Origin of the sequence: Bacillus cereus group sp. MYBK108-1, assembly GCF_051917185.1 — a bacterium.
Lineage (GTDB): Bacteria > Bacillota > Bacilli > Bacillales > Bacillaceae_G > Bacillus_A > Bacillus_A cereus.
In genome coordinates this window covers 181,425-205,062 of record NZ_JBQAHZ010000005.1, presented here as the reverse complement: position 1 = coordinate 205,062, position 23,638 = coordinate 181,425, and the positions used below count along the sequence as shown (strand labels likewise).

Below are 23,638 nucleotides of genomic sequence, written 5' to 3'. Positions count from 1 at the left end.
TTAAAATTCTACTTACCATTCGCGCTTTTTATTAATTTTCATTTTTTCTTCAAACGCCTTCTCTAAATCAATATTTAATTTATTTGCTAAATCACATACATTCCAAATTACATCAAACATTTCTAAACCGATTTCTCTTTTCGCATCTTGTATTGTATCACGCTTTAATATGACTTCCGCTAATTCACCTAATTCCGCCATCGTATATATCGTACGCTCTTCAATTGTTGTATCTTGAAATCCTTTTTCTTTACTGAAATTTGATACATACCTCTGAAACTCCACAATATTCATACTTAATCTCCCCTCATTACCAATACTCCATTTTTCTATTACACTTAAAACTAAAATTATATTTTGTTAAATTATAACATTCGGACTATAATTTATTTATAGCCCATTAACGGAGGTGTTTGCAATGACTCTCTTCGCTTCACCAACATTATTTATAGTAGCAATCATTTCATTTGCACTAGCTTATTTCATCGGAGTAAAGCAGTACACTTGGCTCTTATCAGGATTCAACGAACGCCGCGTGCCTGATAAAGTGAAACTATCAAAAATAGTAGGTCTTTATAATTTAATTGCTGGTGTCATTGCGACAATCGGTAGTGTCTTCACTACGCCTAATGTCACAATCGTTATTCCTATCACTCTAATTGGACACTTTATAATCGCGGCTTATGTAAATACACGCATGGTGCAGTAAAAAAGATCACCCAAATGGATGATCTTTTTTATAATTTATCAACATATTGCTTCGCTTCTAGTAAGGAAAAACCAAAAGCTTCTCTTACTCTCTTAACTGCTGTAATTTTTTTGCCTTCTTCTACAAGCTGGCGTAGTTCTTTATTAATTTCAGGTTCTCTTTCTATAATTCCCATTTCTTTCGTAATTAATTGTAATCTATCTTCAATTCTCTTTAAACGCGCATCATTTTTCTTTTCAATTGTAGTTAATTTTTCAGCGATATAAATGAAACCAACAGCTACTATCAGTATAACCATCCAGAATTCCATGAATGTTCCCCCTTACTAACTTTCATTTGCTTTATTCCACTAACTTATGTAAATTTTACCACAATACACATTTAATGTATAATATCACTATATCAAACTGTTAATAAAACCTATTATTTTAGGGGGACACTTTATGAAAAGATTTTTAAATACGTTACTTCAATTTGTAGTTCTTTCAATCGTGCTACATTTGTTATTTGATATAGTTGGTTGGCTTGTTTTCAATGCACCAATTAAAAACAAACAAATCATCATTTCTTTAATAACAATCTCATGGGTTATGTACATGTACCGAGACAAATTTTTTCAAAAGTTCACTTCAAACTAACTAAAAAAGAAAACACTTCATTGGTGAATGACGAAGTGTTTTCTTTTTTTTACTACTGTATAATAAAAATACTACTCTGTCTTTAAAGAAAGGAGTCACCATGAACTTAAAAAGTAGCAATATATACGAGAAAATGAACCAATATTCCGTTGCAGGTTTAAGCCTCGCTGTTATATGTAATGGCAAACTAGATGAAGCGACTGCCTTTGGAACACTTGAAGCTGGAACAACTAGAGCTGTTACTACAAATTCTCTCTTTAATTCTTGTTCTATCAGCAAATTCATCACTACAATGCTCGTACTAATGTTATCAGATCAAGAAATCTTGCATTTAGACGAAGACGTAAATGATAAACTCACATCTTGGAACATTCCTACTAATCTATTTACTTCACAAAAAAGCATCACTTTGAGAAACTTATTAAGCCATCAATCTGGACTCATTGATCCACCTAATAGTTTTGAACATTATACACCTGCAAAAGGCTTACCTAATATGTCTGAGCTCCTTTCCGGTAAAACACTATATTGCCCCGTACCTATAGAGGTAACTTATAAACCAGAAAGTGAATTTCACTACTCAGACGCAAACTTTTGTATAATCGAACTACTACTAGAAGATATTACAGGAAGATCATTTAGTCAGTTATTAGAAGAACACATCTTCCAGCCATTACAAATGAAAAATAGTACACTTTTTTCTCCAAAAGACATAGATAAAACCGATGTTTTTGCTTGCGGACATAATAAAGATAGAACTGTAACAAATGAGAAGTATCCATTTTATCCATTCGCAGCTGCTTCAGGTATTTGGACAACACCAACTGACTTATCAGCTTTAGTTATTGAAATCATTCATTCCTTACAAGGAAAGGGCAAACTAAAACTTTCTCAAAAATTAGTAATAGACATGATTTCTCCTCAAGGTTGCTCAAAATGGACTGGATTAGGTGTTTTTCTAGATAATTCTAATGAAGAATTACAGGTTTATTCACTCGGATGGGGCGTTGGATTTCAATGTATGATGGTTTGTTATCCATACTGCGGGAATGGTGCTGTTATTATGACTAATTCCGATTTAGGTGTTCATCAAATGGAAGAGATCATTGGTGAGGTTGTAAAAACGTTATCCTTATAATGAAAATAAAGAAGCTGTTCCTTCCAGCTTCTTTATCTATATAACATTTTTCGCAACAATTTTTATATGTTCTGGTGCGATAATCTCCGTTATACTTTCTTGGAAATCTTCCCGCAACATTTCTTCCAAATGTTCTAACTGCACTTCAACATGAGTGCATTCTAAATTATGTATATTTAACAGTGCATAATGATCTTTTTTCTTAATTACTAAATATTGATTTTCCTCTGTCACAAGTACAGAACCTAATCGGACTCCTAGTAAGCGTTGATCATCAAACTTCATAATTACTTCTCCTTCCCTCATATAAACAAAACTACAATGAAAATAATTACATTTATGGAAAAACACGCTTATTTAGACTATATCATAATTTACTAAAATAGAAATATCTTTTTCTGTTTTAATAAAAATCCCTATTTTTTCATATATTTCGATACAAAAAACTTTCTCAACATTAAATTTGAATTTTCAGTTTTTAATTCTATGAAAATCTATTATAATAAAGTTAATAAATGTTTGACCTCTCCTAATTCATGTACATATGGATGATCAGTAGTTATTGCTACTGATCTATTTTTTTGATTTCAGAAAGTACATACTCTGCATCCTTTCCTACACCACAAATAAGTGCGGAACCCCTTTGAGATTGCCAAGGTAAACCGATATAATACAATCCTTTTACTGGACTGATTCCCTTTATATGATTAGGAAATCCTTTCTCATTCACTGCCTGTTCAATTTCAATCCAATTATAATTTTGTACAAAACCAGTTGACCATATAACGCTTTCTGCACTATAAGTATCACCATTCTGAAACATAATGTTATTTCCTGATGCACTTACTACTTTTTCTTGCAGTTTGATTGCTCCATTACGAATAAGTTTCTTACCTTCAAAACCGAAAATAGGGTCCTTTCTCTTCTGAAACCATCTTCCCCTCTTTGTATTTATTTCAGCGTACAATAAACCCACTTTTTCTAGCAGATTAAAAATACTTTTTCCAAAAAGTTGTAACGGTAAAAACGTTAAAGGATGACTAATAGACACCGTAACTTCATGAGTCTTTGCCAGTTCTACTGCAATTTGCATTCCTGAATTCCCACCACCTACTACTAGTACTTTTCCCTTAGGAATTTGTGATGGTGATTTATATTGTGATGAATGTATTTGAAAAATATGTGATGATAGATTTGCTGAAACTGAGGGAATAAACGGTTGCTGAAAAGCACCTGATGCGATAATAACTTTTTTCGTTTGTAAAATTTCTGTAGGAGTATGTAATTCAAATATTTCTTTTTCTTTCTTTATTTGTAGAACTTCCGTTTGTAATTGTACCGGTAATTGAAAATGTCTTGCATATTCTTCTAAATAAGTTGCAATTTCATCTTTATATGGAAATTCATTTTTATATGGAAATTCATTTTTTTCACCTATTAACGCCATACCCGGCAAGCTACTGTAAGACCTTGGGGTAAAAAGCTGCAAAGAATCATATCGATTTCTCCATGAATCACCAACTCGTTTTCCTGCCTCAAGTAATAAAAAATTATACCCTTCTTGCTTCAAGTAATATCCCATTGTTAATCCAGCTTGACCCGCCCCAATAATAATTAGATCTTTCATTCTAATCCCTCCTCTTCTTAAACATATGAATACTTGTTCATATATTCATACGTTTCCATAATCATAACATTTTCTTTTTATATGATTCAATATCTACTCAAAATAAAAAAGAGCAGTTCACTGCTCTATGAACTACTCTTCATTCCATTTCTACAATTTTTCCTCGTATAGTGTAATTCTATTTGAAAACGGATCAATTACAGTTAATTCAATTGTACCCCAAGGTGTTTTTTCTATATTCGGCTTCGAATAAGCATATTCTTTACTTAATACTACAGAATGATAATCCTTTACATCATCTATTTTGATCCGAATCGCACCACCTGGTGAGGCATCACCATGATGTTCTGATAAATGTATCACAGCATCCTGTAACGAAATTTGCAAATATAATGGCATATTTTCCTCATACCGATGTTCCCAATCCAGTTTAAATCCTAAAAAACCTAAGTAAAATAGTTTTGCTTTTTCAATATCAAAAATTCTAAATATAGGTGTTATCATTTATACTCTCCTCCTATTTATAAACATCTGCTGCCAATTCTCCCAAAACTTCCACGTTTACTACTTCAAAACAACCATCATTCTTCTTTATTATCTCTTTATCACAAAAAACATTTAATGTGCGCAACAAATGCCGATAGCTCGTTCCTAACAATTCCGCTGTTTCCGTTAAATTCCCACTAAATACAATTCTATTTCCGTGTTGTACTGCCCGTTCTCCTGCTGCTAACATGTAACTCGCAAGTCTATTTTCAAGAGGATATAGTAAATTAATTGTACTATTTTTTGAAAGCCGATTTAACTTATGCGCTAACGATCCGCAAATACATCGTAAAAATTTCGCATCATTAAATATTTGATTTCTCACTTTCCCTAAAGGCAAACCAACACAATATGAATCTGCCATCACTTGTACGTTTGAAGTTGTCTTTTGAGAATGAATTAACTCCACATCTCCTAACAGCTGCAAGCTATCATAAAAGCATAATAATACAGATTTCCCGTTACTTAATGTATTAAACGCTTTCGCTTTTCCTTCAACGAAGAAAAATAAATAATCTATCTCTTCATTTTCTCTACAAATAAACTCATTCTTTTTAAAAAATATAAGTTCCATATATAGCTTCATATCATGACTAAAAAATGAATCAATATTATTTTTCTTCATATACTCTGCTAATTTAATAGAATTACATACTTTCTTCATAGTTCCCCACCTTTACAACTCATCCCCATTGTAATCAAAATTTTCTTCTTCCACTATGACATATGTCATAACAATACACAATTTCAGCATGATACAGTCATTACAAATATGAAATACAAAGGGGATATTACATTGTATAACTTTCTTTCTGTCTGTATTGGTGTGCTCATCGCCGTTATGCTTCCATTGAATGGAATTTTATCCGAGTTAATTGGGAAGTATACAGCAAGTGTTGTCATTCACCTTGTCGGTTTAATTGCAGTTATTTTCGTTTTAATCATAAACAAACATAAAATCCATTTTGATAAAAGTATTCCACTTTTTTTATATAGTGCTGGAGCGATTGGAGTATTCACTGTTCTTTTTAACAATATAAGTTTCTCCGTCCTTGGTGCCTCTATTACGATCGCATTAAGTTTACTCGGTCAATCCATTGCTTCCATCGTTATTGATCATTTCGGTTTATTAGGAATGAAAGCTGCAAAGTTTGAAAGGAAAAAACTAGTTGGATTATGTTTCATCTCTTCTGGAATTATAATCATGACAATTTATTAATGGGGGCAAGAAAATGTTATATATTACGATCGCTATTTTAGCTGGTGTTTCTATCGTCGTTGCTAGAATTATTAACGCGAATTTAGCAAAGAAAATTGGAAACTGGGAAGGCACGTTTTTCAATTATATTACTGGATTATTTTTCTCTATGTTATTTTTAATTTTCAGTTCAGATTCATTGTATATTCCTATTCATACGTTGCAATCTATTCCTATCGCCGTGTATTTAGGCGGATTAGTAGGCGTTATCATTATTTCATTATCCAACTATATTACTCCTAAAATATCAGCCTTTTATTTAACATTACTCATCTTTATCGGACAATTATTTGCGGGGACTATTATTGATTTCTTCCTGACAAATGAACTCTCAATCGGGAAAGTTATCGGTGGCATTTTCGTATTAATTGGGCTCACTTACAATTTACTCATAGATCGCCCGATAAAAACTGTGAAGCATAACCAAGTTCAACTATAATACTTTACGCTTACCTATCATATATTAATAGAAAAGCTCTTCACACGAAGTAATAGAGAGGAGAAAATCCTATTAAAAAAATTATTTTATTGCTAGGTAGCGTATTAATTATTTCTGGAATTGCATGGTTTATAAACTCGGGAAAATCTATTCAAGATCTCTATACTGCAAATAAACCGAAAAAGAAAGCTACTATTATTTCAAGCTCGCGAGATCCAAATGAGCCCCCTGTTTTTTTAGGAAAACAGGAAATAAAAGATATACATGTAGAATCAATTAAAACAAAAAAGGATATTTTTCTCACAAAAACAGATGAATTAAAAACGTTTATTAACAGTATGAATACCGCAAAAAAAGGTAAATTAACATTAGATGAAGAAGGATCAGACTTAATAGATTGTGATATGTGGATTACTTTCGAGGATGGAACTTATAAAAAATATTTCATATGGGTAGTTGATCATCACAGCAGCGAAGTGATGATTGCTCAGCAAGATACTCCTGATGATGTAAACCTTACGTACTATCAGTTAAACGAAGATAGTTCAAAAAAAGTTTATAATTTATTTAAAAAAATTATTTAAACGAAAAAGTCATGAGCACGCGAACTCATGACTTTTTGCACTATATATACTCAGGGAACACTCTACAACCCTTTTCCTGCTCTATATCATGACCAAAGAAAACAATCGATTTCTCTTTTGTCACAACTTCTTTTAAGCGTTTGATTGAAGATAAAGCTAATTCTGGATCAAATCCTGCGAACGGCACTTCATCTTCAAAGTTCTCTTTCGTGTACGATGCATCAATTGTTAATAAAATTGAACCGGATTGCTCCGTCTCAATGAATAACGACTGATGGCCTGGAGAATGACCTGGCGTATACAATAATTGAACACCTGGTACCACTTCATAATCCCCTTCAATAATTTTGTAGTTCAAATGCGGTAATATACATTCTTTCATATATTCTTCTCTATGAAGTGCTGCCTCATATTCCGTTCGCTGCACAATAATCGGTGTATTTGTAAAAGCACCGTTTCCTCCTGCATGATCAAAATGTAAGTGAGAACTAATAATATATAAAAGGTCGTCCGGCTCATACCCTACACGCTTTAATATATTCACGATTCTATCTTCTTCAGTCATTTTCGGTAAAATCTGTCCTTCAACAAATGTACCGTTAAAAAGCCCTTCATTATTAACTGCACTTTCTGGCATACCTGTGTCTACTAAAATAGGACCTTCTTCCGTCTCCAAAAGATAACACCAAACCGGCAAGTTTAATAGTTTCCCTGGAGTTAACGTACTGTTAACAGACGAATGATCCAACATACAACGACCTGCTGGGATGAAATAAAGTTTCTTTACTGTCATTATGTATCCACCTTTACATTTAGTTTGGGATAAAGTAATACAGTAAAAAATTCTTCTTTTTAGAAATAAACTCCTTCTAGACTATCAGTACAGCTTACATAAAAATGAAACATTAACACCGATTAACGCTGAAAACTAAAAGAAAGCACATGCACTACTTGAAAGCGGGCACACCATTGGGAAAATCGTATTAGAGAGATTTTAATCATGATAGTGACAGATAGTATGTGAAACTATATTAACGATTTTTCGAATATATCTATCATAACGTACAATATATCAACGATTTTTCAAATATATCTATCATAAATCAAATTATATCAACGATTCGTCAAGCTATATCGATTTATCGACAAATAGCAACAATAAGAAAAGGCTGTTCCAGATGAACAGCCTTTTCTTTATTTACTTGAAATCTCTTTATTATTTTGAACGTCTAACGGAGCTCGCTTTCCTATTCCGAAAGCATAGAAACTAATTGTAACGATAGCTAAGAAAATAATACCTACAACTAATGAAATACGAGTATCATCGTTAAACCACATTCCGATTAATACCATAATTAAAAAGGCAATCGTTAAATAGTTTGTTACAGGAGCAAATGGCATTTTGAACGGATGATCTTTCATCTCTGCTCCCTTTTCTTTTCTAAAATTAATTTGACTAATTAAAATGACAAACCATGGTACCATACCAGGAAGTACACTCGCACTATATACATATACGAATAAGTTTTTCGGTGCGATGTAACTTAAAACAACACCAACCGCCAGACCGATAATTACGCCAACTGTACCAAATAAAGGTACACCATTTCCAGAAAGTTTCGTAAAATATTTCGGTGCTTGTCCATTTACACCTAACGTATAAAGCATACGACCAGCACTATAAATACCACTATTACAACCAGACATTGCTGCTGTAATAACAACAAAGTTAATGAGTCCAGCTGCTGCCGTAATACCAACCTTCGCAAAAGTTGCTACGAACGGGCTACCAATTGTACTTAATTGATCCCACGGATACACAGTTACAATAACGAAAATAGCACCGATGTAGAAAATTAAAATACGCCAAATTGTACTTTGAATCGCTCTTGTAAGTGTCTTCTTTGGATCCTTCGCTTCACCAGCAGTAATACCGATTAATTCCACACCTTGGTATGCACCAACTACAAGTGATAATGCAAAGAAGAATCCTGAGAAACCACCTGTAAAGAAACCGCCATTTGACCAAAGATTAGATATGCCAATCGCTTCTCCGCCGTTACCAATTCCAAAGAAAATAAGGCCAAATCCTGCAATAATCATTAATAGAATCGTAACGATTTTAATCATTGCAAACCAAAATTCAAATTCACCAAATGACTTAACAGAAATTAAATTAGCTGCACCAAGAATAACCATTGCAATTATACCTGGTATCCAAGCTGGTAAATCTGGGAACCAATATTGCATATACGCTCCAACCGCGATAATTTCTGACATCCCAACGATAACCCACTGGAACCAGTTACTCCACGCTGTCATATAACCAGCTAGTGGATGAATATACTTATGACCGAATGTCGCAAATGAGCCTGTACTTGGCTCCATATACAACATTTCTCCCATGGCACGCATGATGAAGAAGATGAAAATACCTGCAATTGCATAAGCAAGCATTACTGACGGACCTGTCCATTTAATTGTACTGGCTGACCCCATAAACAAACCAACACCAATCGTTCCGCCTAAAGCAATCATTTGAATATGACGTGCTTCTAAACCTCTTTTCAATTCTTTGTTTGCCACTTCACTTCCCCCTCTTAGATGATTCATAGCTGCATTTTAACACAAGATGCTTTCCCCTAATTCCTTTCGGCCCTGAAAATGATGAAGCAAACGTCATTTTACACTAGCTTTAAAGCTATCCTAAAATCGTTTTGCGCTCCTAATAAAATTCTCAAAACCTTTCATCTTCCAATATTCTATAAATCTTAAAATTACTTACCTTATATTAATTCATTAATCTGAAAAATTCAATTATTTTTTCAATAAATTATTATACATAAGTCTGATTAATTTTTAACTAAATTAACAATAAAATACATCTATTCAATATGATTCCGGCATGTATATTATTACAATATAAATAACCGAGGAGAGTATTTCTTCCTCGGTTTCATATCTCAAATACTTCAACCTTTATAGTTAATAACGTAATTCCCCACACATTCGATTTATATACCAATGAGAAATTTAATATATTAATAAACTACTAACTTCTTTACCCCAGCCAAAATATAAAAGAGTCTCATTAAAAAATGAGACTCTTTTACAATTTCATATTTAAATCGATTTCGAAGTTTGCTTACCAAAGATAAATACCCTAGTAAACACTACCATTATAACTACAATAACCAGAAAATAAAGTGGCATCACTAGTAACGAGCCTGTATGCAGCTGACTCATTCCCAAAATTGTCATCGTTACAATTACATAGTACCCTAAACTAAACAATGCACCTGCTGTACCAATGACATCTTGAAAATCTACTAACGCTAAACTTAAACAGTTAGGTAGCGCTACTCCAATCCCTAATAACAATATAAACATTGCTATTAAAAATACAACCATATATATTACATTCGGATTTAATCCAATAAACGTAATAACAGATAAAAGGATAGCTCCCCCTGTCATTACGAGACAACCGATATATATAATTTTCTCTGGTTTATAAGTAGCAAGTAAACGTTTTGAAATTTTCGCTCCAACAATAGAAGCAGATGCAACAACAATTCCTAGAAATCCATACATACTAGGCGATAATTGAAAATATTCAATAAAGATAAACGGCGCTTCTGCATAATAGCTAAATAAAACACCATTTGCTCCTCCAATTAACAGCCCATATGTTACCACTTTCGGATTTGTAATTAACCTCTTCAAGACTGAAAATACATTTATTTTATTCGTTACTGAGCCCGTTTTTGTTTCAGGAAGAGAAACAAACGTATACAGAAAAATACCGATACTCATAACTACTAAACTTAAAAATACTATTTTAAATCCAAACATTTGATCAAGAAAGCCACCAATTAACGGTCCTATCGCTGGTGTAAAAGCAATGACTGCCGAGATTTGAGCAAACATAACATGCCTCTTATGCCCTTCTACACTTTCACGAAGAATCGTTTGCGTCACAACTGATCCTGCACTTGCTCCAAACGCTTGAATAAAACGACTTACCAATAAAACTTCAATGGAATTTGCAATATAGCATAAGAAACTCCCAGCGCCATATACGACAATTCCAAGTAACATCGCCTGGCGACGACCAATTATATCTGATAACCACCCAATAAAAAATACACCTAACGCAAAACCAGCAAAATACACACTAAGTGTTAACTGCACCTCATTATTACTTACATGTAACGCCTTTGAAATGTCTGGTAAAGACGGTGTGTAAATCGTTTCACTAATTTGCGGAAATGCGACAAGAACAATCATTAACAAAAGTGATGGTACTGAGACTTTTTTCATTTTTCATACCCTCCTATAACTTTGAAAATCTCAGAAATAAAAAGACTTTCCTTAGCTACGGAACAGGAGGGGCCATTATAGAAATCCGGTCATAAAACAACAAAGAAAACACCTCAATTACGTATGTTAATACTTATAGGAGGGTAATATTAACATCGATTTTTAAATATACTTTTTCAATTATATTACATTCTGCGTTTCTTTTACTAGTGCTCGGCCTTGGAGGATTGTTAAAAAGATAACTTGATGCATTCACCTTTTTATGGAATAATTAGAAATAGTTTGAATTCGTAAGTTTAATTATTAAACGATAGACTAGCATATTTTAATGTCACAAGCTTACAAACTGGAGGCCTTTCGTAATGATTGAAATTTTAAGGACAGTAGTAAACTTTCTACTTTCTCTATTCTCAGGAGAATTACCATTTGTATATTATGTATGGATTATTACCCTATTCCTAATTCAAATAACCCAATCTACTCTAAACTATAAACTCTTTAACAAGAAAGGCAATTTCAGCACTTATATATCGGAAGGATTACTTGCTTTTATTATTTTATTGTTTGGAGGAATATTAGTATCTAAGTTACTTGCTTACATAATAGACGATCCTACTATTAGTATGACGAATTTAACACATTATTTTGTTTCTCTTATCATATTAACTATATTTGTCGTAATAACCTGTGTTAAAGACTTTATAGAGACATCTATAAAGAATAAAAATATATCTCTTTTGAGCTTTTTAGTAATTTCCTTAATAACAAGCATACTTTCATTCAAGTTTTTATCACCCTTAATTGAAGGTTCTTTTTCTCTTTCTAAATCTTTTATAACTACTTTAATCATTCTTGTAACTATATCAATCCCTCTATTAATTTCCTTAGAGGATAAGTATGCAGATGAAAAGGAAACGGAAAATTTATAGCTTCTCATTTACATAAAAGAAAGAGGGAGCTCCCCTCTTTCTTTTATATCTTTCTATTTCGCAAGACTAAATCATTCCTTTTAATATTAATCCTAAAACTGACATTATTATCGCACTAATAATAATTCGCAAAATCCAAGTAGTGTTTGTACTTATTTTTTCTAATTGCTTATTGATTGTTGCTATATCTTTCTCATTAATAGTAGTACGCGTTTCTAAAGCACGAATGTCTCTCATAATTTCTTTTTGCTCCGCCTTGAGACTGTCAATTTTAGCGTAAACATCTTCCATATATTCACACCCTCTGTTCATCTTAATAGAAAAATCTATATATATTATGAGACAACCCTCTTACCTGTGAATACATTGCGTACATCCGCGTACCAAATTATTTGTACAATCTAATTGAATTATTCATATGTTTCCTATCTTCTATATAAATCAGCGTTAAGATAAATTAAAAAAGGAATCCCTTGTTTATTTAACAACAAACAAGGTGCAATCCAACATTCGGGAGCACCTACGATAATTTCTATTGTTTTCATATTTACAACTCCATATAATCAGTATGATTTTCTGAAGAAGCCACTTTTTGAACTGCTTAAAGTATACTAATATGAATACGAAATAGCTGTATTGATAAACTCTCTAGAACAATAAATATACTGGCTGAAACGGATCTATATCCAATATTTTTTCCAGTAACATGAATGGTTATTTCTGATAAATACGTTTGTATATCATTGTTTTCAAAAATTTCATCCTCAACCTTTACAATATCTGCTTCACAATCTACTTCTTTAAAAGTTTTCAATAATTTTGTTTCCAATAAACTACAATCAAAATTCTCATCTTTTATTACGGCAAATTTAACCTTCATATCGATTTCCCCATTTTTAACAAACTAAAATCATTAAATCAATATAAATATATATTATTCTATTAAATAATTCAAAATATACGCTTCTCATATACATTATTAAAAATCAGTTCTAAAGAATTAAATGCAAAAAGAAATTACATATACAAATCCCCTATTTCAACTTAACTTTGTGTAATAATGCATATTTCAAATACATTATTTCCTTTCACTCATACTTTTATCATTGAGTTTTTATTCACAAATTCGTAACACATATATATGAGTTATTATGCTAAAATTAGTTTATTCACAAGAAGAAGTTATTCTTAATAAATCAATCATTTTTAATACCCTGTTTAAAGCCTTGCCCCCCTGCAAGGCTTTTTCCTATTTAACTAGAGTAGTAGTTTTCGTTATGCATCTCTCCCCTTTGTTCCTTACCCTACAAATAATACTGAATGTTTATTTTACTTTTTCAACATCCTTACTCGCTCTGTTCGAGAGCTCTTTACCAAATATTCAATCTAATGATAAAATTGACCAAATTAATATTTTCGTCCATAACTGTATCAAAAAGTACACTAAAGAAAAAATAGCACTCTCACGATTAAGTAAACGCGAGCTTTTTTCTTCTATCTACTTACTATTTAAGGTTAATAGTTTAGTAACAAGATTTAAAAATTCGACTTAAATTCATTAATGAATGGAGAGGTTTATATGAAATTAAAAGACAAAGTAGCAATCATAACTGGTGGTGCAAGTGGAATTGGCGAATCTACTGTTCGTCTTTTTATCGAAGAAGGTGCAAAAGTAGTTATTGCTGACTTTTCTGAACGTGGAAAAGAACTATCAGATGAATTGAATGCACATGGATATAATACGTTATTTATTAAAACCGATGTAACAAAAGAGGCAGATATTAAACAGCTAATTCATGAGACAGTAAGTACATACGGTAAATTAGATATTATGTATGCCAATGCCGGCGTTGCTGATGATGCACCGGCAAACGAATTATCCTATGAAAAATGGAAAAGAACTATTGATATTAATTTGTCTGGGGTATTCCTTTCTGATAAATATTCGATTGAACAATTTCTTAAACAAGGTACAGGTGGTGTCATCGTTAACGCTGGTTCGATTCATAGTTTTGTTTCATTACCTACACCAACAGCATACTCCTCTGCAAAAGGTGGTGTGAAACTATTAACTCAAAATTTATGTACTGCCTACGCTAAATATGGAATACGTATTAATGCGGTGTGCCCTGGTTATATTGACACCCCTTTACTAGGTAGTGTTAATCCTCAACAGAAAGAATATTTAGCTTCACTTCATCCGCAAGGCAGACTTGGAACACCAGAAGAAGTCGCTAAAGCTGTCTTATTTTTAGCAAGTGATGATGCTAGTTTTGTTAACGGCACAACACTTCTTGTTGATGGAGGCTATACTGCACGTTAATTTAAAAATTTTGAAGCACCCTAAAAAATATATAGTCTTCAACAAGAAAAAGCGCCATCACAAGTGACAGCGCTTTTTCTATGTAAGAGCAACTAGAAGATATCCTTCTAGCCTACTCCCATTTATAAGTCCAAAACTGTTCAAGTTGCAGCCATTTTAATGTTGCTGCATCTTTGTTTTTTATTTTTGCATGCGTGTCTTCAAGCATTGCTTCTGTTTGTGAACGGTGCGCACCTAATGCAGTTAATTTATGATCAAATACTTCACTAATGTTATTTACAACATCCGGTTCTCCTAATACTGCTTCACGATTTTTCGTAATCGCAACAGCATGAATAACTGGGCGCTCTTCTTTTGGCATACGTGATACAGCGCGAACGACAGCGCGGCCAAATGCATTATGATCTGGATGTACACCGTGCTCTGGATAAAATGTAATAATTCGAGATGGATTTACTTCTTGAATGATTGCTTCAATTTTGTCAGCAACGAAATCAACATCTTCAAATTCTAACGTTTTATCATGGAAGCCAAGCATTCTTAAATCTTTAATACCCATCGCTTCACAAGCATCTTTCAATTCTTTCTTACGGATATGTGGAATCGTTTCACGGTTAGCGAATACGTTCTTACCCATGTTACGTCCCATTTGTCCTAGAGTACCACATGCATATGTTACAGGTACTCCTTGATCTGTTAATAAGCGAATTGTTCCTCCCGCAGCATATGCTTCATCATCTGGATGCGGAAATACAACAAGTACATGTCTCTCCATAAGTTTCCCTCCTTCTTACTTAAATGGTGTTAAGCTTAACTCAAGTGCAACTGCTAGACGACCTAAATTATCATGTCCAGCTAATAATAAACGCTCTTGATCGTCTACTTCCCAATGCGTAATACCTTCAGCATATACCCAACCGTGATCCATTTTCAGACCAACTCGGTATGGATTTGTTCCAGTTATCTTCCCGCGTTCAAAACGGATAATCGCATTTCGAATGAAAGCACCAACTGTCATCATCTTTTCATTTATGTGTGATGCATACGCTCCGTTTGTCGTTTCTAAATGAATATATACATCTTTATTTACAAAACGTTCAATTTCATTTTGAATAAGAGAACTATCTTTTACTATTTCCATCGGAATTCACCTCTTTAAACCATTTTACGCAAAAATAATGTAAATTGCTATCTCTATATTAGAGGACAACGCTCACTTTTCCTAATAATTTGCACTGTGTTTTTTATATTTTTTATATGATATGTAAAAAATACATTTTTTCCTTCACTTTGTTAAATAGTTTTCTTTCTTTTTTGAATTTGCTACAATATATTTTATCCCGTATTATTGCAGCGAGATACATTTCGACAATTGAATACATAATTTAAAGAAGGTGACATGATTGGAACAGTCAGCACATGAAGTAGCAAATTGGCAATATTATTTTGCAATTGCCGTATTTTTAATCACGTACGGATTTATTATTTCTGAGAAATTGAATCGTGCTGTAATCGCACTATTCGGTGCTGCTATTATGATTATTTTTGGAGTTGTAGATTTACATACTGCTTTCACATCACATATTCAATGGGAAACGATTACCCTTTTAATTGGGATGATGATTCTCGTACATATTACGAGTCAATCAGGCGTCTTTGAATTTGTGGCCATTAAAGCGGCAAAAGCAGCTGGCGGAAAACCGATTCGCATTTTATTATTACTATCCCTATTAACTGCTGTCGGATCAGCATTTTTGGACAATGTAACGACTGTTTTATTAATCGTTCCTGTTACATTATCCATTACACGTATTTTAAAAGTAAATCCTGTGCCTTATTTGATTTCAGAAGTGCTGTTTTCAAATATAGGCGGAACAGCAACATTAATCGGTGATCCACCTAATATTATGATTGGATCAGCAAACAAGCATTTAGACTTTAACGCCTTTTTACTTAACTTAGCTCCAATCGTAATTATTATTTCTATTGTGACACTTGGCATTATTTACTTCATGTATCGTAACAAACTAAAAACAACACCTGAACAAATCGAAAAACTAATGGCATTAAACGAAAAAGATTACATTAAAGATCAAAGCCTCCTTTTAAAATCTATTTCGATTTTAGGACTAACTATTTTAGGCTTCGTACTTCATTCGATTATTCATGTAGACGCTGCTGTTATCGCGATGACAGGCGCTACACTTCTTATGTTAATCGGCGTGAAAGAACATGATATTGAAGATGTATTTGCCCACGTTGAATGGGTAACCATTTTCTTCTTCGCCGGACTATTCGTTCTCGTTGGCGGGTTAATTGATATCGGACTTATCTCTTCACTTGCAAAAGAAGTAATCGGCGTAACAAACGGTGACATCGGATTCGCAGCTATACTTATTTTATGGGTATCTGGCATCGCATCTGCGACAATCGACAACATCCCTTTTGTCGCTACAATGATTCCTCTTATTCAAGACTTAGCTACAGGACTCGGACTATCTGTCGATTCTCCGCAAATCGAAGTACTATGGTGGGCGTTATCTCTTGGAGCTTGCTTAGGAGGAAATGGAACGCTAATCGGAGCATCTGCAAACGTAGTCGTTGCTGGTATTGCAAAACGTGAAGGACATGCTTTCTCTTATATGGACTTCTTAAAAATTGGTTTACCATTAACTATTGTTGCACTCTTGTTATCACATGCTTATATATATTTACGTTATTTAATGTAAAAGTTGTATTGCATGAAATTATATCGTCAAATCCAAAAGGTTTGCAGCATCGTGCTGCAAACCTTTTTTCATCACCAAAATATACCGATAATTGCTAACCCACCTAAAATCATACCACCAATTTGTCCGACAATTGTTGGTGATAATTGAACACCTTTTCTCACTTCAACAACTGGTCTTTCGTGCCTTAGTTGCTGCACTTCGCTTTGCAGTTGATGTACACTTCCGTGTAACTCTTTAATTAGTTCCTTTAATTCAGCGACCTCTTCATTTACTGGTTTTGCTTTTTCTAAATTCATTTTACATAACTCCTTATAAATTCAATCAGTTCACTGTAAATTTTCGCCAATTATCATTATATCTCCTGCATACTACATATATAATATTGAATGTATTCGCTAATCTTGCAACCCTATCCATTCATCCCGCAATATCCCCATAATGATACGATCAAAACACTTCCCATCTCTTTGAACCGCTTCTCTCATACACCCTTCCATCTGAAAACCTATCTTTTTATACAACGCAATGGCTGCTTTATTATAAGAAATCACATCCAGACCGACGCGGTGTAAATTCAATTCATAGAAAGCATACTTTAAAATAAGATGTATTGCTTCTTTCCCATATCCTTTTCCTCTATCATTCGCATCTCCTATACCAATGGCTAATAAACCTGTTCTGTTATTCCACTCTATACCATGAATCGCCACAAAACCAATTAAGCGATCTTCTTGAACTGTCCTTACCATGAAAGAAACACTATTCGATCTTCGTCCTTTTAATAACCCATCACTTGCTATTTCATTTAAAGATTGCGGGAATGCTACATCTGTATCAACATTTCTTAAATACTCACTATCTTCTTGCCACATAGCCATTACTTCAGCATCTGTTTCTCTCATAGCTGATAATTTAATCGTTTTATTTCGAAAAAGATTCATTGTCATTTCAAACTCCCCCTTTATTAAATAACGGGGATAATTATTCAAGCCTATTTACCCCCTCGTTTCATAAACTGTTTCATAAACGGGATACTTACAATAAGCGCTGACATTGGCACATCTCCTCTACACGAAATTAACTTCATTGTATAATTTTCCGTTTATTCTAACAATAATAAAAAGCCCTCCAAATTTAGAGGGCCTTTCCTAATAACAAAACTATATTATTTCGTAAACATTTTCTCCGCTTCATCCATTGCCATTTTGTTTCCTAAAGCAGAATAGTCAAGCCATGGTTGATCATTGATAATGTATACATGCTTACCTTTAACTGCTTTTAAGTCTTTCCAAATTGGTGTTTCTTGAAGTTGTTTAAATGCTGCTTTTGCTTTGTCATCTCTATTTACAACAACGAAAATCGCATCTGCATCAAAGTCAGGTAATACTTCTTGTGAAATGACTTCGAAAGGACGGTTTCCATCAATTTTCTCTACACCATTTGCAGGTTGTAACCCTAGGTCTTGGAATAAAATTGGTCCCATAGGTCTTTTCGTACTAAATACACGCAATTCTTTTGCAGTAACGCGAATTGCCATTACTTTTTCGTTATTACCTAGCTCTTTATCTATTAAACCTTTTACTCGTTTTGATTGCTCTTCGTAATCTTGAATATATTTATCTGCTTCTTTCTCACGGTTTACAAGTTTACCAACTTGTTTTAAATGCTCTCTCCACGTACCTTCATCTAAATTGAAAGAATGTGTTTTTGCAATTTTTTCGTATTTCGCTACATCTTTACCAGCATATTTTTCATCAACATAAATGTCAGTTGGCTTTAATTGAAGTAACGCTTCCATATTCGGATCTGTTACAACACCAAGCTTCTTCGTATCTTTCAACTTCTCTTTAGCGTGCGGTAAGAAATCTTTTAAATCTCCACCAATAACAGAACCTACTGGTGTAATTCCTAATGCAAGTAAATCATTCGTTAAATGAATAGACATTGAAGCAATTTTTGGGTCATTACTTTTTTCCGTTTTTTTCGTTGCCTCTTCATTAGCTTTCGTTTGACCACATGCTGCTAATACTAAAATACACATCATGCTAAATAAAATAGTAAGTTTCTTTTTCATATGTTCTCCTCTTTGAAGTATTTATTTTGTTTTTGTAAGTAAATAAACAAAATACGGTGCTCCTAATGCGGCCACTACTACACCAGCTGGAATAGAATTTGGCTCAAATATAGAACGACCTATCGTATCTGCTAGCACTAAAATAATCATTCCGATAATGCCAGCTAAAGGAAGAAAGTGTTGATATGTAGTACCTACCAACTTCCTTGCGATATGCGGAGCAACTAAACCGATAAAACCAATTCCTCCTGCCATCGATACACTTGTGCAAGATAATCCAACCGCTGTAGCTAAAAGTAATAACCGTTCTTTTTGAACAGAAACACCAAGTCCTGCTGCTACACTATCACCTAGTGACAATGCATTTAACGTTTTAGATTTTAGCCACGCATAAGGGGTTAGTATGAAAATCCATGGTAATAATGCAAGGACATGAATCCAATCCCTTCCCCACACGTTACCAACTAGCCATCTAGAAGCGAATGTATACGTCTCATCATTTAACTTGAGAGAGAAAAATAGCGAAATTGCACTAAAGCCAGCTGAAACTGCAATACCAACGAGAATAAGTCTAATGGGAAGTAAACCTTTTGACCGATCACTCGCAAGTAAAATAATAAGAAATGCAGCTAATACTCCTCCGCCAAATGTAAATAACGGTATTAAAATGGATGCACTCTCATTAATAGAATGAAAGAGAGTAACAAATACGATAAGACCGAAAGATGCACCTGAATGCAACCCTAAAATACCAGGATCTGCAAGTGCATTACGTGATAACCCTTGCAAAATCGCACCGGAAATACCAAGACCAATGCCGGCTAACATCGTGATTATTATTCTTGGCATACGATAATCATATAGCACGGTTGCACTCTCAAAATCACCATAACCCAAAAGTGTTTCAATTACTCTAAGTGGTGCTATACTCAGCGTCCCTGTATTTAAACTAATTAAAATTACAGCGATACTTATACATCCGAAGATTGTAGTTACAGTAATAGCTCTCTTTTTATCCGTGTTAAAAAGATCTTTCACTTATAACTCCCTCCCAACTTTACGTGCTATATAGAGGAAGAACGGAACTCCAACAAGAGCTACCATAATCCCTATCGCAAGTTCCTTAGGAGGATTTACTGTTCTTGCCCCTAAATCAGCTACAACTAATAACATAGCTCCTAATAATGCTGACATAGGAATAATGAGTCTATAATTCACACCAACTAATTTTCTAGCAATGTGTGGGATAACTAGTCCCACAAATCCAATAGAACCAACAGCTGAAACAGAAACACCTGCCAGAATAACTACTATAATCATCCCTAGTATTCTCGTTCGGTTCGTTTTCACTCCTAAATTTGTAGCAACATCATCCCCCATTGATATGAGTGAAATAGATTTCCCTAGCATTGTCGCGAAAATAATCGTTATAAGAATAATAGGAACTAAAAATTTCAAGTGTTCCCACTTAACCCCTGCAACACCACCAGCATACCAAAACGCTAAATCCTGGCTTAAATCATAATAAATCGCAACACCTGAACTTAATGAATGTAAAAGCGCTGCCATAACCGCTCCAGCAATCGTTAACCTCATTGGTGTTAACCCGCCTGATGTTGCTGATCCAATAACAAAAATAAGTACTGTACTTAAGACTGCTCCAATAAAGGAAACAATCATTAAATAGGAATACGGCATATGCGGAAAAAAAGCAAAACTAAGTGCTACTACAAACATCGCACCTGCATTTATTCCGAGTACACCTGCATCAGCTAAAGGATTTCGTGTTATACCTTGCATAACAGCACCAGCAACCGCAAAAGCTGCCCCTACAACTGCTGCACCAATTACTCTCGGGAGCCTTAATTCATAAATAATTTGGTGCTGCGTTAATTTCGGATCGTAATTCAAAATCGCTGCCCACACCGTTTGTAAATGAATATCTTTTGCACCAAATGAAATGGCTAAAAATATAGATCCAATTAAACATAAAATTGTTAAGCTCATGAAACATATGAACTTAATATGTATCCAGCGGTTATTACCAGCATGTACAGTAGACTTATGTAACATGTTTCATTTCATCCTTTATATTCAGTTGTTTTTTATAATTATTTTTTATTTATAATTATTATTGATAATAATTATCATTTTCATTTAGATATTATATCCCCACTTTTTTTAAATAGCAAACTATTTTTTCACTTCGCTAAATATTAAAATACTTATTACAATTCCCTTCCAAAACTTACAAATACACGCAAAATAGAATACTAGCTTATTTTTAAAAGTGTAGTATACTTAATCATTATTTTGAGTTTTCAAATAAAAATACCGAAGGTGACACAATGTTCTATATAAAACAACTACTACACTTCACTTACGAGCAAGCATTATCTTGCTTATTCCCAGTCGTTATTTTCTTAACACTAGCCCTTTCAAAAATCGTTTCTATTCCAGGGTTATATCGCTATGATTTCATACTCATCGCATGTCTTCTTATGCAGTGGATTATGTGCAAGACTGGACTTGAGACGAAAGACGAATTAAAAGTAATTACTGCCTTTCACCTCATCGGCCTTTTACTAGAAATATATAAAGTTCATTTCGGTTCATGGAGTTATCCTGAAGAGGCGTATTCAAAGATTTTTGGAGTTCCGCTTTACAGCGGCTTTATGTACGCAAGTGTCGCAAGTTACATATGCCAAGCGTGGAGAAGGTTGCATTTACAAATGCATTATTGGCCGAAAGCTATTTTTACCGTGCCATTAGGAGTAATGATTTACTTCAATTTTTTCACGCATCATTTTCTATACGATTTTAGATGGTTCTTAACTTTACTTCTATTCATCGGTTTCTTTCGGACATTTGTGGAATTTTCATTACGAGGCGTTACATATAAAATACCACTCGTTCTCTCCTTTTTCCTTATCGGTTTCTTCATTTGGATTGCAGAGAACATCGCAACATTTTTCGGAGCATGGCAATATCCAAATCAACGGGAAGCATGGAATCTCGTTCACTTAAGCAAAATTAGTTCATGGTTTTTACTCGTTGTTATTAGCATTATGATTGTCACGCAGCTCAAACATTTGAAGGAATCAAAAAGATAATGCTGATTATGTAAAAACAGTTAGCCCATCACTCATTAGAGAGTGATGAGCTAACTGTTTTTAGTAATATTTTTTAAACCGTCCTTATCAAGGGAGTTATAATTTACAAGAGTATAAGCAATTACACATTATGAACTGCTACTAGCAGAAGATGTTGCTACAGATGAAGCGGCAATCGTTGCCATCATGGCTGCCTGTTGTGCTTGTATGAGGACTTCTATCATTGTTTGTAAACCTGTGTTAGTAGCTTTACTTTCCTCACCTTTCTGACTTACGAACAGTTGAATAGCAATAAGAATAGTTGTATCTGTATGCCAACGGAACAATTTATCCCCCTGCAATTTTTCAATAAATGCTCGAATAGAATGAATCTCTTTTTCTCCGTCCTCGAGTAACGCTAGTAGCCCGATAGCTGGGTAATGCATCTGTTTTACTTTTACCTTTTCTTGCTTTAACAAATTCCATATATTTGTACATTTTGCAACTAATAGTTCTTCCCTGACATCCTTCTTTAGTGAAAGAATATGACTCAAAAATTGAAGATCATTCCCTTTACGCAAACCAGCTGTCGCTAGTTTCTGATAAAGACGTTCCACTCGGTCCATAAGTGTTTCTACATGCTCTGATTGTCCTGCTAATAAAACTGCGAGCGGATAATCATTTGTACTTGTAAGAAAGAGGTGATCCTTTTTCATGCGTTTATATACTTGCATCGAACGCTGAATGTGCGCGCCATGCTGTTCATTTTCTTCTGTTAAAAGCACAGCTGCTGCGAGATAAGTAAATATACTCCGGCTAAAGCCACCAGTGACCAATTGTTCATATAAATCTAAAAACTTCCGAAAAGCTTCCTTGTAATCTGTAAAGTGAATATCTAATGTTGCGGCCACTACAAAACGATGATAAGACTTTAAGTATGAAAACATCCCTACCTGATTCTTAATATAACTACTAATTTCTAAAAAACGTCCGAGATCAAACAATTTATCACTACCTGCATACATAGCAGCAATCATCATTCCTGTTCGAGAATCACTCGTTTTCCATTTTAGTTCTCCCTTTAACTGTACATATGTATGTTTATATTGCTCCAACTTTTGCTCTAATGTACTCATAGTATTCACCCCTATTTCTAGTTCTTCTCTATTATTATACGTATATTCCATATTTAGGAATACTATAATTAATAATCACAACATAAAAAA

The 23,638-nt window shown here is 33.8% G+C and carries 29 protein-coding genes; 10 read left to right on the top strand and 19 right to left on the bottom strand.

Annotation, left to right across the window (positions count from 1 at the left end; genetic code table 11):
* Window positions 1–12: 12 nt before the first annotated feature.
* Window positions 13–294 (bottom strand): MazG nucleotide pyrophosphohydrolase domain-containing protein, encoded by a 282-nt coding sequence (locus ACTFSL_RS10875; protein WP_071731223.1) that lies wholly within the window; start codon window positions 292–294, stop codon window positions 13–15.
* A 124-nt stretch (window positions 295–418) separates the two neighbouring features.
* On the opposite strand from ACTFSL_RS10875, the gene ACTFSL_RS10870 reads away from it, so the two are divergent.
* Window positions 419–709: a DUF3784 domain-containing protein gene (locus ACTFSL_RS10870; protein ID WP_000171773.1), complete on the top strand. Its 291-nt coding sequence runs from the start codon at window positions 419–421 to the stop codon at window positions 707–709.
* A gap of 28 nt (window positions 710–737) precedes the next feature.
* Here the strand turns inward: ACTFSL_RS10870 and ACTFSL_RS10865 are convergent, their stop codons facing one another.
* Complete coding sequence (locus ACTFSL_RS10865) at window positions 738–1,019, bottom strand: hypothetical protein (RefSeq protein ID WP_000397724.1); 282 nt, start codon at window positions 1,017–1,019, stop codon at window positions 738–740.
* 133 nt (window positions 1,020–1,152) lie between these two features.
* Between ACTFSL_RS10865 and ACTFSL_RS10860 the strand changes: the two genes are divergently transcribed.
* Both ACTFSL_RS10860 and ACTFSL_RS10855 read left to right on the top strand, forming a co-directional pair.
* Complete coding sequence (locus ACTFSL_RS10860) at window positions 1,153–1,347, top strand: hypothetical protein (RefSeq protein WP_000819660.1); 195 nt, start codon at window positions 1,153–1,155, stop codon at window positions 1,345–1,347.
* Between the two features lie 100 nt (window positions 1,348–1,447).
* On the top strand, window positions 1,448–2,485 hold the full coding sequence (locus ACTFSL_RS10855) for a serine hydrolase domain-containing protein (RefSeq protein ID WP_440041713.1): 1,038 nt from the start codon (window positions 1,448–1,450) through the stop codon (window positions 2,483–2,485).
* A 36-nt stretch (window positions 2,486–2,521) separates the two neighbouring features.
* On the opposite strand, the gene ACTFSL_RS10850 is transcribed toward ACTFSL_RS10855, so the two are convergent.
* The 4 genes from ACTFSL_RS10850 to ACTFSL_RS10835 form a co-directional block, all read right to left on the bottom strand.
* Complete coding sequence (locus ACTFSL_RS10850) at window positions 2,522–2,770, bottom strand: hypothetical protein (protein WP_000666948.1); 249 nt, start codon at window positions 2,768–2,770, stop codon at window positions 2,522–2,524.
* Between the two features lie 280 nt (window positions 2,771–3,050).
* Window positions 3,051–4,112 carry a flavin-containing monooxygenase gene (locus ACTFSL_RS10845; RefSeq protein WP_400155237.1) on the bottom strand — a complete coding sequence of 354 codons (1,062 nt, stop codon included), beginning with the start codon at window positions 4,110–4,112 and terminating at the stop codon, window positions 3,051–3,053.
* Between the two features lie 150 nt (window positions 4,113–4,262).
* The gene (locus tag ACTFSL_RS10840) at window positions 4,263–4,616 is read right to left on the bottom strand and encodes a glyoxalase superfamily protein (RefSeq protein WP_000632406.1); all 354 of its coding nucleotides are present in this window, start codon (window positions 4,614–4,616) and stop codon (window positions 4,263–4,265) included.
* A 13-nt stretch (window positions 4,617–4,629) separates the two neighbouring features.
* Window positions 4,630–5,322 carry a cyclic nucleotide-binding domain-containing protein gene (locus tag ACTFSL_RS10835; RefSeq protein WP_440041712.1) on the bottom strand — a complete coding sequence of 231 codons (693 nt, stop codon included), beginning with the start codon at window positions 5,320–5,322 and terminating at the stop codon, window positions 4,630–4,632.
* 108 nt (window positions 5,323–5,430) lie between these two features.
* On the opposite strand from ACTFSL_RS10835, the gene ACTFSL_RS10830 reads away from it, so the two are divergent.
* From ACTFSL_RS10830 to ACTFSL_RS10820, 3 genes are all read left to right on the top strand, one after another.
* The gene (locus ACTFSL_RS10830) at window positions 5,431–5,877 is read left to right on the top strand and encodes a DMT family transporter (protein WP_440041711.1); all 447 of its coding nucleotides are present in this window, start codon (window positions 5,431–5,433) and stop codon (window positions 5,875–5,877) included.
* 13 nt (window positions 5,878–5,890) lie between these two features.
* Window positions 5,891–6,355 (top strand): DMT family transporter, encoded by a 465-nt coding sequence (locus tag ACTFSL_RS10825; protein ID WP_440041710.1) that lies wholly within the window; start codon window positions 5,891–5,893, stop codon window positions 6,353–6,355.
* An 89-nt stretch (window positions 6,356–6,444) separates the two neighbouring features.
* Window positions 6,445–6,939: a hypothetical protein gene (locus ACTFSL_RS10820; protein WP_000901699.1), complete on the top strand. Its 495-nt coding sequence runs from the start codon at window positions 6,445–6,447 to the stop codon at window positions 6,937–6,939.
* A gap of 40 nt (window positions 6,940–6,979) precedes the next feature.
* Here ACTFSL_RS10820 and aiiA read toward each other — a convergent pair whose 3' ends face one another.
* The 3 genes from aiiA to ACTFSL_RS10805 form a co-directional block, all read right to left on the bottom strand.
* Window positions 6,980–7,732, bottom strand: coding sequence for a quorum-quenching N-acyl homoserine lactonase AiiA (aiiA, locus tag ACTFSL_RS10815; protein WP_440041708.1), 753 nt, complete (start codon window positions 7,730–7,732; stop codon window positions 6,980–6,982).
* 401 nt (window positions 7,733–8,133) lie between these two features.
* Window positions 8,134–9,525 (bottom strand): amino acid permease, encoded by a 1,392-nt coding sequence (locus tag ACTFSL_RS10810; RefSeq protein WP_001284404.1) that lies wholly within the window; start codon window positions 9,523–9,525, stop codon window positions 8,134–8,136.
* A 537-nt stretch (window positions 9,526–10,062) separates the two neighbouring features.
* Window positions 10,063–11,262, bottom strand: coding sequence for a multidrug effflux MFS transporter (locus ACTFSL_RS10805; protein ID WP_440041707.1), 1,200 nt, complete (start codon window positions 11,260–11,262; stop codon window positions 10,063–10,065).
* A gap of 362 nt (window positions 11,263–11,624) precedes the next feature.
* On the opposite strand from ACTFSL_RS10805, the gene ACTFSL_RS10800 reads away from it, so the two are divergent.
* Complete coding sequence (locus ACTFSL_RS10800; RefSeq protein ID WP_000570052.1) at window positions 11,625–12,191, top strand: DUF5823 family protein; 567 nt, start codon at window positions 11,625–11,627, stop codon at window positions 12,189–12,191.
* Window positions 12,192–12,257: 66 nt separating this feature from the next.
* Here the strand turns inward: ACTFSL_RS10800 and ACTFSL_RS10795 are convergent, their stop codons facing one another.
* Both ACTFSL_RS10795 and ACTFSL_RS10790 read right to left on the bottom strand, forming a co-directional pair.
* The gene (locus ACTFSL_RS10795; protein ID WP_000390461.1) at window positions 12,258–12,482 is read right to left on the bottom strand and encodes a hemolysin XhlA family protein; all 225 of its coding nucleotides are present in this window, start codon (window positions 12,480–12,482) and stop codon (window positions 12,258–12,260) included.
* 310 nt (window positions 12,483–12,792) lie between these two features.
* Window positions 12,793–13,071, bottom strand: coding sequence for a hypothetical protein (locus ACTFSL_RS10790; protein WP_000865005.1), 279 nt, complete (start codon window positions 13,069–13,071; stop codon window positions 12,793–12,795).
* A gap of 699 nt (window positions 13,072–13,770) precedes the next feature.
* Between ACTFSL_RS10790 and ACTFSL_RS10785 the strand changes: the two genes are divergently transcribed.
* Entirely contained in the window at window positions 13,771–14,514 is a 744-nt protein-coding gene (locus ACTFSL_RS10785; protein WP_000768018.1) for an SDR family NAD(P)-dependent oxidoreductase, read from the top strand.
* A gap of 112 nt (window positions 14,515–14,626) precedes the next feature.
* On the opposite strand, the gene bshB2 is transcribed toward ACTFSL_RS10785, so the two are convergent.
* Together bshB2 and ACTFSL_RS10775 are read right to left on the bottom strand one after the other, a co-directional pair.
* Window positions 14,627–15,289, bottom strand: coding sequence for a bacillithiol biosynthesis deacetylase BshB2 (gene bshB2, locus ACTFSL_RS10780; protein WP_000439483.1), 663 nt, complete (start codon window positions 15,287–15,289; stop codon window positions 14,627–14,629).
* A 15-nt stretch (window positions 15,290–15,304) separates the two neighbouring features.
* Window positions 15,305–15,655 (bottom strand): YojF family protein, encoded by a 351-nt coding sequence (locus ACTFSL_RS10775; RefSeq protein ID WP_000407045.1) that lies wholly within the window; start codon window positions 15,653–15,655, stop codon window positions 15,305–15,307.
* A gap of 262 nt (window positions 15,656–15,917) precedes the next feature.
* Between ACTFSL_RS10775 and ACTFSL_RS10770 the strand changes: the two genes are divergently transcribed.
* Window positions 15,918–17,243: an ArsB/NhaD family transporter gene (locus ACTFSL_RS10770; protein WP_000437988.1), complete on the top strand. Its 1,326-nt coding sequence runs from the start codon at window positions 15,918–15,920 to the stop codon at window positions 17,241–17,243.
* 71 nt (window positions 17,244–17,314) lie between these two features.
* Here ACTFSL_RS10770 and ACTFSL_RS10765 read toward each other — a convergent pair whose 3' ends face one another.
* The 5 genes from ACTFSL_RS10765 to ACTFSL_RS10745 all read right to left on the bottom strand — a co-directional run bounded on the left by ACTFSL_RS10765 (window position 17,315) and on the right by ACTFSL_RS10745 (window position 21,393).
* The gene (locus tag ACTFSL_RS10765) at window positions 17,315–17,542 is read right to left on the bottom strand and encodes a hypothetical protein (protein WP_001047304.1); all 228 of its coding nucleotides are present in this window, start codon (window positions 17,540–17,542) and stop codon (window positions 17,315–17,317) included.
* Window positions 17,543–17,641: 99 nt separating this feature from the next.
* Complete coding sequence (locus ACTFSL_RS10760; RefSeq protein ID WP_000178509.1) at window positions 17,642–18,193, bottom strand: GNAT family N-acetyltransferase; 552 nt, start codon at window positions 18,191–18,193, stop codon at window positions 17,642–17,644.
* Window positions 18,194–18,411: 218 nt separating this feature from the next.
* On the bottom strand, window positions 18,412–19,320 hold the full coding sequence (locus ACTFSL_RS10755; protein ID WP_000728218.1) for an iron-hydroxamate ABC transporter substrate-binding protein: 909 nt from the start codon (window positions 19,318–19,320) through the stop codon (window positions 18,412–18,414).
* A gap of 21 nt (window positions 19,321–19,341) precedes the next feature.
* Window positions 19,342–20,358 (bottom strand): FecCD family ABC transporter permease, encoded by a 1,017-nt coding sequence (locus tag ACTFSL_RS10750; protein WP_440041705.1) that lies wholly within the window; start codon window positions 20,356–20,358, stop codon window positions 19,342–19,344.
* A complete protein-coding gene (locus tag ACTFSL_RS10745; RefSeq protein WP_259591624.1) occupies window positions 20,359–21,393 on the bottom strand; it encodes a FecCD family ABC transporter permease in 1,035 nt (344 codons plus the stop codon).
* A 275-nt stretch (window positions 21,394–21,668) separates the two neighbouring features.
* On the opposite strand from ACTFSL_RS10745, the gene ACTFSL_RS10740 reads away from it, so the two are divergent.
* On the top strand, window positions 21,669–22,433 hold the full coding sequence (locus ACTFSL_RS10740; RefSeq protein ID WP_440041703.1) for a DUF817 domain-containing protein: 765 nt from the start codon (window positions 21,669–21,671) through the stop codon (window positions 22,431–22,433).
* Between the two features lie 128 nt (window positions 22,434–22,561).
* Here the strand turns inward: ACTFSL_RS10740 and ACTFSL_RS10735 are convergent, their stop codons facing one another.
* Window positions 22,562–23,599 (bottom strand): DUF4003 domain-containing protein, encoded by a 1,038-nt coding sequence (locus tag ACTFSL_RS10735; protein ID WP_440041702.1) that lies wholly within the window; start codon window positions 23,597–23,599, stop codon window positions 22,562–22,564.
* Window positions 23,600–23,638 lie beyond the last annotated feature (39 nt).

What these genes read in the sequence shown, in the direction of transcription:
- ACTFSL_RS10875 (WP_071731223.1), bottom strand. Translation starts at nt 294, where the DNA reads ATGAATATTGTGGAGTTTCAGAGGTATGTATCAAATTTCAGTAAAGAA.
- ACTFSL_RS10870 (WP_000171773.1), top strand. Translation starts at nt 419, where the DNA reads ATGACTCTCTTCGCTTCACCAACATTATTTATAGTAGCAATCATTTCA.
- ACTFSL_RS10865 (WP_000397724.1), bottom strand. Translation starts at nt 1,019, where the DNA reads ATGGAATTCTGGATGGTTATACTGATAGTAGCTGTTGGTTTCATTTAT.
- ACTFSL_RS10860 (WP_000819660.1), top strand. Translation starts at nt 1,153, where the DNA reads ATGAAAAGATTTTTAAATACGTTACTTCAATTTGTAGTTCTTTCAATC.
- ACTFSL_RS10855 (WP_440041713.1), top strand. Translation starts at nt 1,448, where the DNA reads ATGAACTTAAAAAGTAGCAATATATACGAGAAAATGAACCAATATTCC.
- ACTFSL_RS10850 (WP_000666948.1), bottom strand. Translation starts at nt 2,770, where the DNA reads ATGAAGTTTGATGATCAACGCTTACTAGGAGTCCGATTAGGTTCTGTA.
- ACTFSL_RS10845 (WP_400155237.1), bottom strand. Translation starts at nt 4,112, where the DNA reads ATGAAAGATCTAATTATTATTGGGGCGGGTCAAGCTGGATTAACAATG.
- ACTFSL_RS10840 (WP_000632406.1), bottom strand. Translation starts at nt 4,616, where the DNA reads ATGATAACACCTATATTTAGAATTTTTGATATTGAAAAAGCAAAACTA.
- ACTFSL_RS10835 (WP_440041712.1), bottom strand. Translation starts at nt 5,322, where the DNA reads ATGAAGAAAGTATGTAATTCTATTAAATTAGCAGAGTATATGAAGAAA.
- ACTFSL_RS10830 (WP_440041711.1), top strand. Translation starts at nt 5,431, where the DNA reads ATGAAATACAAAGGGGATATTACATTGTATAACTTTCTTTCTGTCTGT.
- ACTFSL_RS10825 (WP_440041710.1), top strand. Translation starts at nt 5,891, where the DNA reads ATGTTATATATTACGATCGCTATTTTAGCTGGTGTTTCTATCGTCGTT.
- aiiA (WP_440041708.1), bottom strand. Translation starts at nt 7,732, where the DNA reads ATGACAGTAAAGAAACTTTATTTCATCCCAGCAGGTCGTTGTATGTTG.
- ACTFSL_RS10805 (WP_440041707.1), bottom strand. Translation starts at nt 11,262, where the DNA reads ATGAAAAAAGTCTCAGTACCATCACTTTTGTTAATGATTGTTCTTGTC.
- ACTFSL_RS10800 (WP_000570052.1), top strand. Translation starts at nt 11,625, where the DNA reads ATGATTGAAATTTTAAGGACAGTAGTAAACTTTCTACTTTCTCTATTC.
- ACTFSL_RS10795 (WP_000390461.1), bottom strand. Translation starts at nt 12,482, where the DNA reads ATGGAAGATGTTTACGCTAAAATTGACAGTCTCAAGGCGGAGCAAAAA.
- ACTFSL_RS10790 (WP_000865005.1), bottom strand. Translation starts at nt 13,071, where the DNA reads ATGAAGGTTAAATTTGCCGTAATAAAAGATGAGAATTTTGATTGTAGT.
- ACTFSL_RS10785 (WP_000768018.1), top strand. Translation starts at nt 13,771, where the DNA reads ATGAAATTAAAAGACAAAGTAGCAATCATAACTGGTGGTGCAAGTGGA.
- bshB2 (WP_000439483.1), bottom strand. Translation starts at nt 15,289, where the DNA reads ATGGAGAGACATGTACTTGTTGTATTTCCGCATCCAGATGATGAAGCA.
- ACTFSL_RS10775 (WP_000407045.1), bottom strand. Translation starts at nt 15,655, where the DNA reads ATGGAAATAGTAAAAGATAGTTCTCTTATTCAAAATGAAATTGAACGT.
- ACTFSL_RS10765 (WP_001047304.1), bottom strand. Translation starts at nt 17,542, where the DNA reads ATGAATTTAGAAAAAGCAAAACCAGTAAATGAAGAGGTCGCTGAATTA.
- ACTFSL_RS10760 (WP_000178509.1), bottom strand. Translation starts at nt 18,193, where the DNA reads ATGACAATGAATCTTTTTCGAAATAAAACGATTAAATTATCAGCTATG.
- ACTFSL_RS10755 (WP_000728218.1), bottom strand. Translation starts at nt 19,320, where the DNA reads ATGAAAAAGAAACTTACTATTTTATTTAGCATGATGTGTATTTTAGTA.
- ACTFSL_RS10745 (WP_259591624.1), bottom strand. Translation starts at nt 21,393, where the DNA reads ATGTTACATAAGTCTACTGTACATGCTGGTAATAACCGCTGGATACAT.
- ACTFSL_RS10740 (WP_440041703.1), top strand. Translation starts at nt 21,669, where the DNA reads ATGTTCTATATAAAACAACTACTACACTTCACTTACGAGCAAGCATTA.
- ACTFSL_RS10735 (WP_440041702.1), bottom strand. Translation starts at nt 23,599, where the DNA reads ATGGAATATACGTATAATAATAGAGAAGAACTAGAAATAGGGGTGAAT.